Raw genomic sequence first — 13,998 nt, 5'->3', positions numbered from 1 at the left:
GCAGCGGGCCCGCGGCTACACGTACTCCGTGGGGAGCACGGCCTCGCCGCGCGAGAGCTGCGTGGCGGACAGCGGCAGCCCGGCAAGGGCCGTGCGGTGGCGCTCGCGGGCCGCCTCCAGCGGCTCCCGGGCGACGACCTCGCCGCCCTTGACCAGCTCGACCAGCAGCTGGGCATCCGCCAGCGCCGCCGGGACCGGCCCGGTGCCGATGACCTCGGCCTCCGCCGTGCCGTCGGCGTCCCGTCGGCGGGCCGCCCACTTGCGGCCGCCGACGGAGGTCTTGCCGCCGGAGGACTTCTTCGCCACCGGGGCCAGCGCCGCCTTGGGGTCCGCGGAGGTCGCGCGGGCCACCAGCTTGTAGACCATCGAGCACGTCGGGTGCCCGCTGCCGGTCACCAGCTGGGTGCCGACCCCGTACGCGTCCACGGGCGCCGCGGCCAGCGAGGCGATGGCGTACTCGTCGAGGTCCGAGGTGACCACGATCCGCGTCGAGGTCGCGCCGAGCTCGTCGAGCTGCTGGCGCACCCGGTGGGCGACCAGCAGCAGGTCCCCGGAGTCGATGCGGACCGCGCCGAGCCCGGTCCCGGCGACCTCCACGGCCGTGCGGACGGCCTCGGCGACGTCGTAGGTGTCGACCAGCAGGGTGGTGGAGCTGCCCAGGGAGGCGACCTGCGCGGTGAAGGCGTCCCGCTCGTCGTCGTGCACGAGGGTGAAGGCGTGGGCGCTGGTGCCGACGGTGGGGATCCCGTACCGGAAGCCGGCCGCCAGGTCCGAGGTCGAGGTGAAGCCGGCGACGTACGCGGCGCGGGCGGAGGCCACCGCCGCGAGTTCGTGGGTGCGGCGGGCGCCCATCTCGATCAGCGGCCGGCCGCCGGCGGCGCACGACATCCGGGAGGCGGCCGCCGCGATGGCCGAGTCGTGGTTGAGGATGGACAGGATCACGGTCTCCAGCAGCACGCACTCGGCGAAGCTGCCCTCGACGCGCAGGATCGGCGAGCCCGGGAAGTAGACCTCGCCCTCCGGGTAGCCCCAGATGTCGCCGGAGAAGCGGTACGAGGCCAGCCAGTCCAGGGTGCGCATGTCGACGACGGCGTTCTCGCGCAGGAACTCCAGGACCGCTCCGTCGAAGCGGAAGTTCTCCACCGCGTCGAGCACCCGGCCGGTTCCCGCCACCACGCCGTAGCGCCGGCCCTCGGGCAGCCGCCGGGTGAACACCTCGAAGACCGAGCGGCGGTCGGCGGTGCGGTTGGCCAGGGCGGCCTGCAGCATGGTGAGCTCGTAATGGTCCGTGAAGAGCGCTGTCGACGGCACGTCCACCGGCAGGCCCAGGTCCGCAGGGTTCATGGCACGGATGCTAGCGCACATTTCGTCAGAGTGACGAGATCTAGGGCCCGTTTGTGCGACAGGCCCCTCCCGGTGGCAGCATGGGACGAGTGAGTGTTGCTCCCATTGAGATCGAACGCACCGAATCGGCCGAAGAGACCTTCGCGGTCCCCGAACCCGACGTCCCCTGGGTGACCCTGGTGCACAACGACCCGGTCAACCTCATGAGCTACGTGGCCTACGTGTTCCAGGCGTACTTCGGCTACCCCAAGGACAAGGCGCACCGGCTGATGCTCGACGTCCACCACAAGGGGCGGGCGGTCGTCTCCAGCGGCACCCGCGAGGAAATGGAGCGCGACGTGCAGGCCATGCACGGCTACGGCCTGTGGGCGACCCTCACCCAGGACCGCACCTGATGGGCGGCACGTTCCAGGCCCTGAAGGGCGGCGGGGCCGCCATCGCGCTGGACGCGATCGAGATCTCCATCCTCAGGTCGCTGGCCGTGCAGCTGCTGGAGCTGATCGGCCCGGGCGCCCCCGAGCCGGCCGAGGACGCGGACCCGCTCGCCGCGCTGTTCGCCGAGGGCCCCTCCGAGCCCCCCGCCGACCCGGCCCTGGCCCGGCTGTTCCCCGACGCCTACGGCGCCCCGGACGGCGCCGCCGAGGCCGGTGTGGACCCGGCGGAGCTGACGGCCCGGTCGGCGGAGTTCCGCCGGTTCACCGAGAACGACCTGCGCGACCGCAAGCGCGGGGACGCCCTGGCCGTCGTACACACCCTGGACGGGCTCACCCCGGCCGGGGACGGGGCCGCGGTGCTGGAGCTGACCGGGGAGCAGCCGCTGCGCTGGCTCGGCGCCCTCAACGACCTGCGGCTGACCATCGCGGCCCGGCTGGAGATCACCGAGGACGACGAGAGCGCTGTGCTGTTCCGGCTGCCGGACGACGACCCGCGCAAGCCGATGGTGATGGCGTACCTGTGGCTCGGCGGCCTCCAGGAGACGTTGATCGAGACCCTTCTCTGACCGCCGGGGCGCACCCCTCCCGGTGACCCCGAGCAGCCCCCGGAGGCCGGGCGCCGTTCGCTCAGCGGACGCTCAAATCCGGATAACGATCAGATCACCGCGATGCGGTGATCTGACGTGTTTCAGGACCCATGTCCTGAATTTCCTGTGGGCTGCCTCACATTTCCTCTGCTCGGCCACCCGTAAGCACGTGATAAATCTTCACGACCGCCGACGGGACGCCACCCATGTCCCCCGGCCGCTCGAACCGGCGGACCGCCGGCGTGCAACTCCATCCGTATCCGGGGGGATCGAGGACCGGGCCACCGCCGCATCGAGGCCGGCCCGGCGTGGAGAAAGGCTCACGAGACATGACCTCAGTGCAGGTCGAGCAGCACGACAGGAAGCCCGCCGAGGGCGGCCAGGGCGAAGGCGAGGGCTACCACCGCGCCCTCGGCGCCCGCCAGATCCAGATGATCGCGATCGGCGGAGCCATCGGCACCGGCCTCTTCCTCGGCGCGGGCAAGGCGATCTCCAAGGCCGGCCCGAGCCTGATCCTGGCCTACGCCATCGCCGGCCTGGTCATCTTCTTCATCATGCGGGCGCTGGGCGAGCTGCTCATGTACCGCCCCGTGTCCGGCTCCTTCTCGGACTACGCCCGCGAGTTCCTCGGCCCGTTCTGGGGTTACGTGACCGGCTGGACGTACTGGCTGTTCTGGGTGGTCACCGGCATCACCGAGGTCACCGCGGCCGCGCAGTACATGGCGTACTGGACCCATGACAGCTTCCCCCAGTGGGCGTACGCGCTGATCTTCACGGTCGTCCTCTACGCCGCCAACCTGATCTCCGTGAAGCTCTTCGGCGAGCTGGAGTTCTGGTTCTCCATGGTCAAGGTCACCGCCATCGTCGGCATGATCCTGATCTGCGCCGGCATCCTCACCCTCGGCTTCTCCGATGCGGGCGACACCGCCACCGTCACCAACCTGTGGAACGACGGCGGCTTCTTCCCCAAGGGCATCGGCGGCACGCTGATGACCCTGCAGATCGTCATGTTCGCCTTCCTCGCGGTCGAGCTGGTCGGCGTCACCGCCGGCGAGTCCAAGGACCCCGAGAAGACCCTGCCCAAGGCCATCAACACCGTGCCGTGGCGCATCGCCGTCTTCTACGTCGGCGCACTGATCATGATCCTCTCGGTCGTCCCCTGGACCCACTTCCAGCCCGGCGTCTCGCCCTTCGTGGCCGCCTTCGAGCGCATGGGCCTCGGCGTCGGCGCCGCGATCGTCAACTTCGTCGTGCTGACCGCCGCCCTGTCCTCCTGCAACTCGGGCATGTACTCCACCGGCCGCATGCTGCGCGACCTCGCGCTCAACGGCCAGGGCCCGCAGTTCTTCACCCGGCTCACCAAGAGCGGCACCCCGCTGATCGGCACCACCTTCTCCGCCGCGCTGATGCTGGTGGGCGTCTGGATCAACTACGTCGCCCCGGGCAAGGCCTTCGACTACGTCGTCTCCTTCGCCACCATCTCCGGCATGTGGGCCTGGATCATGATCCTGGTCTGCCAGCTCCGCTACCGCGCCAAGGCCGACCGCGGCGAGCTCCCGCAGTCGTCCTTCCGCGCCCCGGGCGCCCCGTGGACCAGCTGGTTCGCCCTGCTGTTCATCGGCATGGTCATCGTGATGATGGGCATCGACAAGGACGCCCGCGTCTCGCTGTACTGCGCCCCGCTGTGGGGCCTGGTCCTCGGCCTGTCCTACCTGGGCCTGAAGTCCCGCAACCCGCGCGCCGCCGCCTTCAACAAGGCCGGCTGAGCCCGCTCCCGTCCAGCATCCGGGCCCCCGCGTACCACTCCTCGGTACGCGGGGGCCCGTCTGTTTATCCTGTCGCTCATGCTGACCCTCACCCAGGCCCTGTACGACCGGATCGTCGAGCACGCCCGCCAGGACCACCCCGACGAGGCGTGCGGCGTCGTGGCCGGCCCGGCGGGCACCGACCGCCCCGAGCGGTTCGTCCCCATGCTCAACGCGGCCCGCTCGCCCACGTTCTACGAGTTCGACTCCAAGGACCTGCTCGCGCTCTACCGCGAACTGGACGACCGCGACGAGGAACCGGTGATCGTCTACCACTCCCACACCGCCACCGAGGCCTACCCCTCGCGCACGGACGTCACCTACGCGAACGAGCCCGGAGCCCACTACGTCCTGGTCTCCACCGCGGACCAGGACGGCCTCGGGGAGTTCCAGTTCCGCTCCTACCGGATCGTCGACGGTGTGATCACGGAGGAAGAAGTGCAGGTCGTAGCAGCCTACTGACCAGTATGTGAGCGGATGGAGCCCACGATGCGGGATCACACTCCAAACGGGGGACCGGGAATCGTTAACATGACCGCATGGTTCCCCACGACGTGAGCATCGAGACGCCCGGCAGGCTGCTGCTCGTGGCGCGGCTGCACGTCGACCTGTGCCGCCTCGCCAGCGCCATCTGTCCTGCTGCCTGAGCCCCACAGCACACCACAGCGCACCACAGCCCCTCTCGCGCGGGGGCGCACCAGAACCGCGCGGTTTCCGCACGCACGCCCCTTCACGACACTGGAGCCAGCCATGGCCATCGAGGTCCGCATCCCCACCATCCTCCGCACCTACACCGGCGGCGAGAAGGCCGTGTCGGGCGAGGGCGCCACCCTCGACGCGCTCTTCGCCGACCTGGAGACCCGCCACAAGGGCATCCGCGAGCGCATCGTCGACGAGGCCAAGGGCGGCGAGCTGCGCCGCTTCGTCAACGTCTACCTCAACGACGAGGACGTCCGCTTCCTGGAGGGCATCTCCACCGGCCTCAAGGACGGCGACAGCGTCACCATCCTCCCCGCCGTGGCCGGCGGCGCTGTCTGATGCGTTACGACTCCCCCCTGGCCGCGGTCGGCAACACGCCGCTGGTCCGGCTGCCCCGGCTGTCGCCCTCGGACGACGTCCGCATCTGGGCGAAGCTGGAGGACCGCAACCCCACCGGCTCGATCAAGGACCGCCCCGCGCTCCACATGGTCGAGCAGGCGGAGAAGGACGGCCGGCTGACCCCGGGCTGCACCATCCTGGAGCCCACCTCGGGCAACACCGGCATCTCCCTGGCGATGGCGGCCAAGCTCAAGGGCTACCGCATCGTGTGCGTGATGCCGGAGAACACCAGCCAGGAACGGCGCGACCTGCTGGCCATGTGGGGAGCCGAGATCATCCCGTCGCCGGCCGCCGGCGGCTCGAACACCGCCGTCCGCGTGGCCAAGGAGCTGGCGGCGCAGCACCCGGACTGGGTGATGCTCTACCAGTACGGCAACCCGGACAACGCGGGCGCCCACTACGCCACCACGGGCCCGGAGATCCTCGCGGACCTGCCCTCCATCACCCACTTCGTGGCGGGCCTGGGCACCACCGGCACCCTCATGGGCGTCGGCCGCTACCTGCGCGAGAACGTCGCGAACATCAAGATCGTCGCAGCCGAGCCGCGCTACGACGACCTCGTCTACGGCCTGCGCAACCTGGACGAGGGTTTCGTCCCGGAGCTCTACGACGCCTCCGTGCTCACCACCCGCTTCTCGGTGGGCTCGGCGGACGCCGTCACCCGCACGCGCGAGCTCCTGCGGGAGGAAGGCATCTTCGCGGGCGTCTCCACCGGCGCCGCGCTGCACGCCGCGATCGGCGTGGGCCGCAAGGCGGTCGCGGCGGGCGAGAGCGCGGACATCGTCTTCGTCGTCGCCGACGGCGGCTGGAAGTACCTCTCGACGGGCGTCTACACGGCCGCCACGACCGAGGAAGCCATCGAGGTCCTCCAGGGCCAGCTCTGGGCATGACCCGGCACCACGGCGTACGGGCGGGGGAGCGGCCCCGTGCCGCGGCCGCCCCGAACGGGGGCGGCCGCCACAAAACCCCCTGACCCCGCCGCCCGGCCCGGTCCCGGCGCCCGGCTCCGCCCCGGCGGCCGACCCGGTCCCGGCGGCCGGCCCGCCCCGGCGCCTCCATCCCGGCGTCCGGCCCGGTCCCGGCGGCCGGCCCGGTTCCGGCGGGCGGGACCGGGGCTCAGCCGTCGTGTCGCGGCGGCACGTCGCGGCCGGCCAGCAGTTCCGCGAGCACCGCCGCATGGCCGGACTCCGGATTCCTGGCCGCGGTCAGCAGCGTGAGCGGCCCCCGCGCCGCCAGGCCGCGCAGCCGCTCCAGCTCCGCCACCGCCTCCGGCGCACCCAGCTCCGCCTCGTACCGCCGCCGGAACTCCCCGGCGGAGCCGCCCGCGTGGAACCACCGGCGAAGCCCGGCCGACGGCGTCAGCGCCCGCGGCCAGTCGTCGACGGCCGCAGCCTCCTTCGACAGGCCGCGCGGCCACAGCCGGTCCACGAGCACCCGTACCCCGTCCGCACCGGGCTCCGCCGGGTCGTACACGCGCCGCACCCGCACCACCGCACTCACCGGCCACCGCCTCCCAGACCCTTGACCTCGTCCCACACGGTGGGGTCCAGCACGCCCAGCCGCCGCCCGAAGTCCCCCAGCGGCACCCGCGCCGGCCGGTCCGCCTCCAGGAACGCCGCCCGGCCCTGCGCCCCCACCGTCCCCGGCGGCAGCGGGATCACCCCGGCCCGCCGGTCGTCGTACTTGCCCGTGATCCACGCGACCCGCGCCCGGTGCTCCCGTACCGGACCCACCGTCAGCACCAGGCACACCCGCCCGTCCTGCAGCCGCCACAGCTCGCCCGGCCCCGGCCGGGGCGCGGGACCGCCCCCGCGCGGCGCCCGCCGGCGCCGGGGGAGCCCCGGCGCCCGCCCCGCGACCAGCATCACCAGCGCCACGGCCACGACCGCAGCCCCCGCGGGCCACCAGGACGTGTCCATGCTTCGACCGTAGTCGCGCCGCACGCCCCCGGCACGGCAGCACCCGCAGCCCCGCTCCCGCCCGGCGCCCCCGCACGGCAACGTCTGTACCAGCTGTCGCCCCCCCGGGTGACAGCGCAGGTGATTCCCCCCACAACGGCCCGCCGTGGAGGAGCGACACGAGGTTTCGCGCCTTACGCTCGACCCACGCACGGCCCGCATTCCGTCCACGGACCGTCCACGGAGGTTCACGCTCCATGAAGCTCACCGTCGTCGGCTGCTCCGGGTCGTTCCCGTCCGCGGAATCGGCCTGTTCGAGCTACCTCGTCGAGGCCGACGGCTTCCGGCTGCTCCTCGACATGGGCAACGGCGCCCTCGGCGACCTCCAGCGGTACTGCGGCCTCTACGACCTGGACGCGATCTTCCTGAGCCACCTGCACGCCGACCACTGCATCGACATGTGCGGGTACTTCGTCGCCCGCTTCTACCGGCACGAGGGCGGCCGCTGCGAGGCCCTGCCCGTCTACGGACCCGAAGGCACCGAGAAGCGCCTGAACGCGGCCTACGACGACGTCCCGAACGAGCACTCCATGAGCGAGGTCTTCGACTTCCGCACCCTGAAGCCGGGCAGCTTCGAGATCGGCCCCTTCCGGATCCGCACCGAACGGGTCAGCCACCCGGTCGAGGCCTACGGCATCCGCATCGAGCACGGCGGCCGCTCGCTCGTGTACTCCGGCGACACCGGCGCCTGCCCCGAACTGGGGCTGCTCGCCGAGGGCGCCGACCTCTTCCTGTGCGAGGCCTCCTTCACGCACGGCAAGGAAAGCATCCCCGACCTCCACCTCAACGGCCGCGAGGCCGGGGAGTACGCCCACGGCGGCGGGGTCGGCCGCCTGGTCCTCACCCACATCCCGCCGTGGACGGACGCCGCCCAGAACCTCGCGGACGCCCGGGAGGTATACGACGGCCCGGTGGAACTGGCGCACGCCGGGGCGGTCTACGAGATCTGACCGGCCCCCGGGAGCCGTGCGGGGCCGCTCCGGAAGGCGGCAGGCGGCAGGCGGCAGGCGGCAGGCGCGGAAGGCGGCAGGCGCCCGGCTACGCCGCGCGGGCCCGGCGGCCGCCGAGCGCCATCCGGTTCCAGGTGTGCCGCCGGCCCCGGATCGCCACCGAGTACGCGTACATCACCTCCGGGTCGCACATCCCCGGAACGTAGGAGTCCCCGAAGTGGTGCGCGTCGAAGCCCGCCTCCTTCGCGTTCAGGGCGAGCTGCGGCACCACGTTCGCGTGACTGCCCTCCTGGCTGGTGCCGATGGCGCCCATCACGATCGCACCCGCGTCCTGCACCGCGGCCACCGCCTCGGCCGCCAGCTCCCGGGTCACCCCCGGCAGGGTGCCGGGCAGCGGCATCACCACCCCGTCCGCACCCGCGTCCACCAGCGCGGTCAGCCGCGCCGTGGTGACCCGCTCCGGATGCCCGGCGTGGTGCATCTTGCCCGACCACAGGGCCGCATCGGCCCCCAGGCCCCGGCGCAGCTCCTCGGTGACCCGCGCCATCGCCCCGTACGAGCCGCCCGTGCCCGGGTTCGCCGTGATGCACAGCATCGCCGCGCCCATCCCCAGGAGCCGCTTGGCGTACTCGGGCTTCGCGCGGCGGATCTCCGGCACGTCACCGGGCTCCAGGTTCACGCCGACCGGCCGCCCGATCACCTGGGCCAGCTCCGTGAACGAGGTGAACTCGCCCAGGCCCGGCAACCGCAGCCGCTCACCGTCCCAGGCCCGCTCGATGAGGTTCAGGACGACGATGTCCGCACCGAACGCGGCGACCAGCTCGGCGTTGTGCACCCCGCGCCCGTCCGGGTGCGGGGACAACGCGGCCCGTTCGGCGAAGACCTCGGCCACCATGGTCCGCCCCTCGGCGGCGGCGACGGCCCGGCTCAGGGCGCGTCCCCGCAGGGCGGCGAGCCGGTCACGGTCGAGGTCGAGAATGCGCTGTTCCGTCATCGTTCCACCGTAGGGAACCCGCACAGGCCGAAGCCCCCGCCTTTCGTAGGGAAAGACGGGGACTTCGGTCCTGAGAGCGGCGGGCGCGCGGAGCCTACTTGGCCTCGGCCTTCGCCAGCTCGGCGAGCTCCTCGTCGGACTCGCGGCCCGGCGTGGGGAGGTTCCACTTGATGATCGCGAAGCGGAAGATCGCGTAGTAGAGCGCGGCGAAGCACAGGCCCACCAAGGCCAGCATCCACGGCTTGGTCGCGATACCGAGGTTCAGGAAGAAGTCGATCGCACCGGCGGAGAAACCGAAGCCGTCCTTCATCCCCAGCGACCAGGTCAGCGCCATGGAGACACCGGTCAGCACCGCGTGCACGGCGTAGAGCACCGGGGCGATGAACATGAAGGTGAACTCGATGGGCTCGGTGACACCGGTGACGAACGCGGTGAGGGCCAGCGAGAACATCATGCCGCCGACGACCTTGCGGCGCTCGGGGCGGGCGCAGTGGACGATCGCGAGGCAGGCCGCGGGAAGGGCGAACATCATGATCGGGAAGAACCCGGTCATGAACTGTCCGGCGCTCGGGTCGCCGGCGAGGAAGCGGGCGATGTCGCCGCTCTTGCCGTTGTACTCGCCCGCCTGGAACCACGGGAAGGAGTTCAGCAGGTGGTGCATGCCGACGGGGATGAGCGCACGGTTGGCGACGCCGAAGATGCCCGCGCCGACGGCGCCGGAACCGACGAGCCACTCGCCGAAGTTGTGCAGACCCGTGCCGAGGACCGGCCAGATGAGACCGAAGAGGATGCCGATGGCCAGACCCGCGAAGGCGGAGAGGATCGGGACGAGGCGGCGGCCGCCGAAGAAGCCCGCCCAGTCCGGCAGCTTGGTCCGGTAGAACTTCTGGTAGAGCAGCGCGACGACGATGCCCATGACGACACCGCCGAGCACCTTCGCGTCGACGGGCGCGTCCACGAGGACGACCTTGTGGTCGACGACCTTCTCGATCTGCGGCAGGCTGGAGTCGGTGAAGGTCCCGAGGACCTTCGCGAAGACCAGGTAGCCGGTGACCGCGGCGAGCGCGGTCGAACCGTCCGACTTCTTGGCGAAGCCGATCGCGATGCCCACGGCGAACAGCAGCGCCATGTTGCCGATGATCGCGTCACCGCCGGCCGCCATGTACGTGGCGATCTTGTTGACGAAGTCGGGAAGCGAGGCCTTCCCGAGCATGTCGTCCTGGCCGAGGCGGATGAGCAGGGCGCCGGCCGGCAGCACCGCGACGGGGAGCATGAGGCTCCGCCCGATGCGCTGCATGACGGCCATCACGCCAGCGCCCTTCTTCTTCTCGGCTGCCGGGGCAGCGCTAGCCGTCGTCACAACTTCCTCCAGTGGGCAAGGCGCCGCCAGGGCGAGCCGGGGGACGGCGGCGTCTCGAAAAAGGGGGGTACGCGAGCGCAGACAGGCCCACGTGGTCTACACCAATTCTGGTGTAGACCAGTTGTAACACGGTGAGGGTTAGATAAGGAACCTTCGATTTCCTGTGGCCTGCACCACACCCCGCCCGCGAACCCCGGCCGCCCCGCCCGCGGGACCCCCGGACAGGACCGAAGCCCCCGGATCCGCGGATCCGAGGGCCTGGCGCAGGGGCCGGAAGTCCGTCCGGCGGCGCACACCGCTACTTGACGTTCTCCTTCTGCATCTCCTCGATCTCCTCGTCCGACTCCCGGCCCGGCGTCGGGATGTCGAACTTCGTGATGGCGAAGCGGAACACCGCGTAGTAGACGACGGCGAAGGCCAGGCCGATCACGATGATCATCCACGGCTTCGTCGCCAGGCTCCAGTTGATGACGTAGTCGATCAGACCCGCCGAGAAGCTGAAGCCGTCGTGCACCCCCAGCGCCCAGGTCACCGCCATCGAGACACCCGTCAGCACCGCGTGGATCGCATACAGCGCCGGGGCCACGAAGAGGAACGAGTACTCCAGGGGCTCCGTGATCCCCGTGACGAACGAGGTCAGGCCCACCGACAGCATCAGCCCCCCGACCTCCTTGCGCCGCAGCGGCTTCGCGCAGTGCGTGATCGCCAGCGCCGCCGCCGGGAGGGCGAACATCATGATGGGGAAGAACCCCGACAGGAACTGCCCGGCCTGCGGGTCGCCCGCCAGGAACATCGGGATGTCACCGTGCACCACCGTCCCGTCCGGCTTGGTGAAGGAACCGAACTGGAACCACACCGGCACGTTCAGGAACTGGTGCAGGCCGACCACCAGCAGGGCGCGGTTCGCGACCCCGAAGATGCCGGCGCCCCACGAGCCCAGACCCACCAGCCAGTCGGAGAAGCTCTCCAGCGCGGCACCGATCGGCGGCCAGACCCACAGGCACAGCACGGCGAACGCGATCGCCACGAAGGTCATGATGATCGGGACCAGCCGTCGGCCGTTGAAGAAACCGAGCCAGTCCACCAGCTTCACCCGGTGGTACCGCTGCCAGAACCACGCCGCCAGCAGGCCCATCACGATGCCGCCGAACACCCCCGGATTCTGGAAGGTGTACTCCGCGAAGGTGTTGTCCGGCCCCAGGCAGCCGCCCTTGATGTCGGTGGTGTCCGCCGGGCACCCCTTGGGGAAGGCCCGCAGCACGCTCCGGTAGACGAGGAAGCCGACCACCGCCGCCAACGCCGTCGAACCGTCCGCCTTCTTCGCCATGCCGATCGCCACACCGATGCAGAACAGCAGCGGCAGACCCAGGTCCGCATTGAGCAGCGACCCGCCCGCCGCCGCCATCACCCGGGCGACGTCCGTCCAGCCGAGACCGTCCTTGCCGAACACGTCGTCTTGGCCCAGCCGGTTCAGGATGCCCGCGGCGGGCAGGACGGCAATGGGCAGCTGCAGGCTCCGCCCCATCTTCTGCAAGCCCTGGAACAAGCCGTTCCACCACTTCGGCTGCGGCGCCGCCGCAGCGCTGCTCGCGCTCATCGCGTCCTCCCTGACCGGCCCGTTTTTGGCAGTTGCAAGACGTGCGGCACACTGGTGTAGACCAGTTGTGGGCAGGTTGCTGCTGATCGTCATCATTCGGTAGACCACGGTCACGCGCTCGCGTAGCTGGGCCAACCGTGCGTTACCGTGACAACGCGGAACGCGTACGAGAACACCCGCACGCACCGGCCGCCGAGACTCGTTCTTCGTAACACCCAGGGAGAAACACATGGCCACCAAGGCTGAGAAGATCGTCGCCGGGCTCGGCGGTATCGAGAACATCGAAGAAGTCGAAGGCTGCATCACCCGCCTGCGCACCGAAGTCGTCAACCCCGACCTCGTCGACGAAGCCGCCCTCAAGGCCGCCGGCGCCCACGGCGTCGTCAAGATGGGCACCGCGATCCAGGTCGTCATCGGCACCGACGCCGACCCCATCGCCGCCGACATCGAAGACATGATGTGACCCGGTCGTCCACCTGACCGGACACACCGCACCACCCCACCACCAGCACCACCCGCACCACCACCGCAGACCCCGTCCCAGCCCCCGCCGGACGGGGTCTGCCCGCACCCCGGCAGGGACTAGGCTCACCCCATGTCTCGCATCGACGGCCGCACCCCCGAACAGCTCCGCCCCGTCACCATCGAACGCGGCTGGAGCAAGCACGCAGAGGGCTCCGTCCTCGTCTCCTTCGGAGACACCAAGGTCTTCTGCACCGCCTCCTTCACCGAAGGCGTCCCCCGCTGGCGCAAAGGCAGCGGCGAAGGCTGGGTCACCTCCGAATACTCGATGCTGCCCCGCTCCACCAACACCCGCGGCGACCGCGAATCCGTCCGCGGCAAAATCGGCGGCCGCACCCACGAGATCTCCCGCCTCATCGGCCGCTCACTACGCGCCGTCATCGACTACAAGGCGCTCGGCGAGAACACCGTCGTCCTCGACTGCGACGTCCTCCAAGCCGACGGCGGCACCCGCACCGCCGCCATCACCGGCGCCTACGTCGCCCTCGCCGACGCCATCACCTGGGGCCAGCAGAAGAAGCTCATCAAGGCCGGCCGCAAACCCCTCACCGGCACCGTCGCCGCCGTCAGCGTCGGCATCGTCGACGGCCTCCCCCTCCTCGACCTCTGCTACGAGGAAGACGTGCGCGCCGAAACCGACATGAACGTCGTCTGCACCGGCGACGGCCGCTTCGTCGAGGTCCAGGGCACCGCCGAAGGCGAACCCTTCGACCGCAAGGAACTCAACGCCCTCCTCGACCTCGCCGCCGGAGGCTGCGCAGACCTCGAAGCCATCCAGCGCAGCGCACTCGAACTGTAGGACGCGGCAACCGCCGGGCCCGCCCCGGCGTCTCTGCACACACGGGCGCACGGTGTCACAGCCGTGCGCCCGTCCACGTACCCGACCACCCGCGCCCGTACCTGGGGGACCCCGAAGTGAAGCCGATCAAGCCCACGCACCGCATCGCCGCCGCGGCCCTCGCCGCGGCCCTCGCCATACCCGCCCTGACCGCATGCGACGCCATCTCCACCGCCATGGACTGCGCCAACACCGCCGTGGCCATCACCGACGGCGCCAACGACCTCCAGCAAGCGGTCTCCCAGGCCGGCAACAGCCCCCAGGACGCCCAGAACGCCCTCGACCAGATCGAGACCAACCTCAAGAAGATCGGCGACCAGACCGACAACGCCGACCTCGGCAAGGCCATCAACTCCATGGAAACGGCCGTCAAGAACGTCCGCACCTCCATCGACAACGGCGACGCCACCCCCGACATCCAGCCCGTCGCCGACGCCGCCGGCGAACTGTCCAAGGTCTGCACCCCCGGCTGACCCGGCCACCGCCCCGCCACCGGGCGGAAATAATGGCG

17 protein-coding genes are annotated in these 13,998 nt (G+C 70.9%); 11 read left to right on the top strand and 6 right to left on the bottom strand.

What is annotated here, in order from left to right; all coding sequences use genetic code 11:
• Positions 1-15: 15 nt before the first annotated feature.
• Positions 16-1,344 carry a nicotinate phosphoribosyltransferase gene (locus ACLJTM_RS05415; RefSeq protein ID WP_411102155.1) on the bottom strand — a complete coding sequence of 443 codons (1,329 nt, stop codon included), beginning with the start codon at positions 1,342-1,344 and terminating at the stop codon, positions 16-18.
• Positions 1,345-1,424: 80 nt separating this feature from the next.
• Here ACLJTM_RS05415 and clpS point away from each other — a divergent pair, with 80 nt between their 5' ends.
• The 7 genes from clpS (at position 1,425) to ACLJTM_RS05380 (ending at position 6,158) form a co-directional block, all read left to right on the top strand.
• Positions 1,425-1,739, top strand: coding sequence for an ATP-dependent Clp protease adapter ClpS (gene clpS / locus ACLJTM_RS05410; RefSeq protein ID WP_411102154.1), 315 nt, complete (start codon positions 1,425-1,427; stop codon positions 1,737-1,739).
• On the top strand, positions 1,739-2,344 hold the full coding sequence (locus ACLJTM_RS05405) for a DUF2017 domain-containing protein (protein ID WP_411102153.1): 606 nt from the start codon (positions 1,739-1,741) through the stop codon (positions 2,342-2,344). The genes clpS and ACLJTM_RS05405 overlap by 1 nt, the downstream gene beginning before the upstream one ends.
• A 350-nt stretch (positions 2,345-2,694) precedes the next feature.
• Entirely contained in the window at positions 2,695-4,131 is a 1,437-nt protein-coding gene (locus ACLJTM_RS05400) for an amino acid permease (protein ID WP_411102152.1), read from the top strand.
• A gap of 78 nt (positions 4,132-4,209) precedes the next feature.
• Complete coding sequence (locus ACLJTM_RS05395) at positions 4,210-4,632, top strand: Mov34/MPN/PAD-1 family protein (protein ID WP_411102151.1); 423 nt, start codon at positions 4,210-4,212, stop codon at positions 4,630-4,632.
• 77 nt (positions 4,633-4,709) lie between these two features.
• On the top strand, positions 4,710-4,817 hold the full coding sequence (locus tag ACLJTM_RS05390) for a putative leader peptide (protein ID WP_310941867.1): 108 nt from the start codon (positions 4,710-4,712) through the stop codon (positions 4,815-4,817).
• Between the two features lie 103 nt (positions 4,818-4,920).
• A complete protein-coding gene (locus ACLJTM_RS05385; protein WP_411102150.1) occupies positions 4,921-5,208 on the top strand; it encodes a MoaD/ThiS family protein in 288 nt (95 codons plus the stop codon).
• Positions 5,208-6,158, top strand: a complete 951-nt coding sequence (locus ACLJTM_RS05380; protein WP_411102149.1) for a PLP-dependent cysteine synthase family protein — start codon at positions 5,208-5,210, stop codon at positions 6,156-6,158. Before ACLJTM_RS05385 ends, ACLJTM_RS05380 begins: the two co-directional genes overlap by 1 nt.
• 226 nt (positions 6,159-6,384) lie before the next feature.
• Here ACLJTM_RS05380 and ACLJTM_RS05375 read toward each other — a convergent pair whose 3' ends face one another.
• On the bottom strand, positions 6,385-6,759 hold the full coding sequence (locus tag ACLJTM_RS05375; protein ID WP_411102291.1) for a DUF488 domain-containing protein: 375 nt from the start codon (positions 6,757-6,759) through the stop codon (positions 6,385-6,387).
• Between the two features lie 5 nt (positions 6,760-6,764).
• Positions 6,765-7,187, bottom strand: coding sequence for a hypothetical protein (locus ACLJTM_RS05370; protein WP_411102148.1), 423 nt, complete (start codon positions 7,185-7,187; stop codon positions 6,765-6,767).
• 236 nt (positions 7,188-7,423) lie between these two features.
• Here ACLJTM_RS05370 and ACLJTM_RS05365 point away from each other — a divergent pair, with 236 nt between their 5' ends.
• Complete coding sequence (locus ACLJTM_RS05365; RefSeq protein WP_411102147.1) at positions 7,424-8,176, top strand: MBL fold metallo-hydrolase; 753 nt, start codon at positions 7,424-7,426, stop codon at positions 8,174-8,176.
• A gap of 88 nt (positions 8,177-8,264) precedes the next feature.
• Here the strand turns inward: ACLJTM_RS05365 and ACLJTM_RS05360 are convergent, their stop codons facing one another.
• The 3 genes from ACLJTM_RS05360 to ACLJTM_RS05350 all read right to left on the bottom strand — a co-directional run bounded on the left by ACLJTM_RS05360 (position 8,265) and on the right by ACLJTM_RS05350 (position 12,127).
• Positions 8,265-9,170 (bottom strand): hypothetical protein, encoded by a 906-nt coding sequence (locus tag ACLJTM_RS05360; protein ID WP_411102146.1) that lies wholly within the window; start codon positions 9,168-9,170, stop codon positions 8,265-8,267.
• Between the two features lie 94 nt (positions 9,171-9,264).
• On the bottom strand, positions 9,265-10,530 hold the full coding sequence (locus ACLJTM_RS05355) for a PTS transporter subunit EIIC (RefSeq protein WP_411102145.1): 1,266 nt from the start codon (positions 10,528-10,530) through the stop codon (positions 9,265-9,267).
• A gap of 298 nt (positions 10,531-10,828) precedes the next feature.
• Positions 10,829-12,127 (bottom strand): PTS transporter subunit EIIC, encoded by a 1,299-nt coding sequence (locus ACLJTM_RS05350; RefSeq protein WP_411102144.1) that lies wholly within the window; start codon positions 12,125-12,127, stop codon positions 10,829-10,831.
• Positions 12,128-12,356: 229 nt separating this feature from the next.
• On the opposite strand from ACLJTM_RS05350, the gene ACLJTM_RS05345 reads away from it, so the two are divergent.
• The 3 genes from ACLJTM_RS05345 to ACLJTM_RS05335 all read left to right on the top strand — a co-directional run bounded on the left by ACLJTM_RS05345 (position 12,357) and on the right by ACLJTM_RS05335 (position 13,960).
• A complete protein-coding gene (locus ACLJTM_RS05345; RefSeq protein ID WP_008742596.1) occupies positions 12,357-12,590 on the top strand; it encodes a glucose PTS transporter subunit EIIB in 234 nt (77 codons plus the stop codon).
• A gap of 132 nt (positions 12,591-12,722) precedes the next feature.
• The gene (gene rph, locus ACLJTM_RS05340) at positions 12,723-13,448 is read left to right on the top strand and encodes a ribonuclease PH (protein WP_411102143.1); all 726 of its coding nucleotides are present in this window, start codon (positions 12,723-12,725) and stop codon (positions 13,446-13,448) included.
• 125 nt (positions 13,449-13,573) lie between these two features.
• Positions 13,574-13,960, top strand: coding sequence for a hypothetical protein (locus ACLJTM_RS05335; protein ID WP_411102290.1), 387 nt, complete (start codon positions 13,574-13,576; stop codon positions 13,958-13,960).
• The last annotated feature ends 38 nt before the right edge of the window (positions 13,961-13,998 follow it).

The sequence above is a fragment of the Streptomyces sp. cmx-4-9 genome (assembly GCF_046548835.1).
In the GTDB taxonomy this organism is placed as follows: Bacteria; Actinomycetota; Actinomycetes; order Streptomycetales; family Streptomycetaceae; genus Streptomyces.
This window is presented reverse-complemented; position numbering and strand designations above follow the sequence as displayed.

Excerpts from the sequence above, each read along its gene's own strand:
- ACLJTM_RS05370 (WP_411102148.1), bottom strand. The coding sequence starts at position 7,187 with ATGGACACGTCCTGGTGGCCCGCGGGGGCTGCGGTCGTGGCCGTGGCG.
- ACLJTM_RS05360 (WP_411102146.1), bottom strand. The coding sequence starts at position 9,170 with ATGACGGAACAGCGCATTCTCGACCTCGACCGTGACCGGCTCGCCGCC.
- ACLJTM_RS05400 (WP_411102152.1), top strand. The coding sequence starts at position 2,695 with ATGACCTCAGTGCAGGTCGAGCAGCACGACAGGAAGCCCGCCGAGGGC.
- ACLJTM_RS05415 (WP_411102155.1), bottom strand. The coding sequence starts at position 1,344 with ATGAACCCTGCGGACCTGGGCCTGCCGGTGGACGTGCCGTCGACAGCG.
- ACLJTM_RS05365 (WP_411102147.1), top strand. The coding sequence starts at position 7,424 with ATGAAGCTCACCGTCGTCGGCTGCTCCGGGTCGTTCCCGTCCGCGGAA.
- ACLJTM_RS05395 (WP_411102151.1), top strand. The coding sequence starts at position 4,210 with ATGCTGACCCTCACCCAGGCCCTGTACGACCGGATCGTCGAGCACGCC.
- ACLJTM_RS05405 (WP_411102153.1), top strand. The coding sequence starts at position 1,739 with ATGGGCGGCACGTTCCAGGCCCTGAAGGGCGGCGGGGCCGCCATCGCG.
- ACLJTM_RS05380 (WP_411102149.1), top strand. The coding sequence starts at position 5,208 with ATGCGTTACGACTCCCCCCTGGCCGCGGTCGGCAACACGCCGCTGGTC.
- ACLJTM_RS05345 (WP_008742596.1), top strand. The coding sequence starts at position 12,357 with ATGGCCACCAAGGCTGAGAAGATCGTCGCCGGGCTCGGCGGTATCGAG.
- ACLJTM_RS05350 (WP_411102144.1), bottom strand. The coding sequence starts at position 12,127 with ATGAGCGCGAGCAGCGCTGCGGCGGCGCCGCAGCCGAAGTGGTGGAAC.
- clpS (WP_411102154.1), top strand. The coding sequence starts at position 1,425 with ATGGGACGAGTGAGTGTTGCTCCCATTGAGATCGAACGCACCGAATCG.
- ACLJTM_RS05390 (WP_310941867.1), top strand. The coding sequence starts at position 4,710 with ATGGTTCCCCACGACGTGAGCATCGAGACGCCCGGCAGGCTGCTGCTC.
- ACLJTM_RS05385 (WP_411102150.1), top strand. The coding sequence starts at position 4,921 with ATGGCCATCGAGGTCCGCATCCCCACCATCCTCCGCACCTACACCGGC.
- rph (WP_411102143.1), top strand. The coding sequence starts at position 12,723 with ATGTCTCGCATCGACGGCCGCACCCCCGAACAGCTCCGCCCCGTCACC.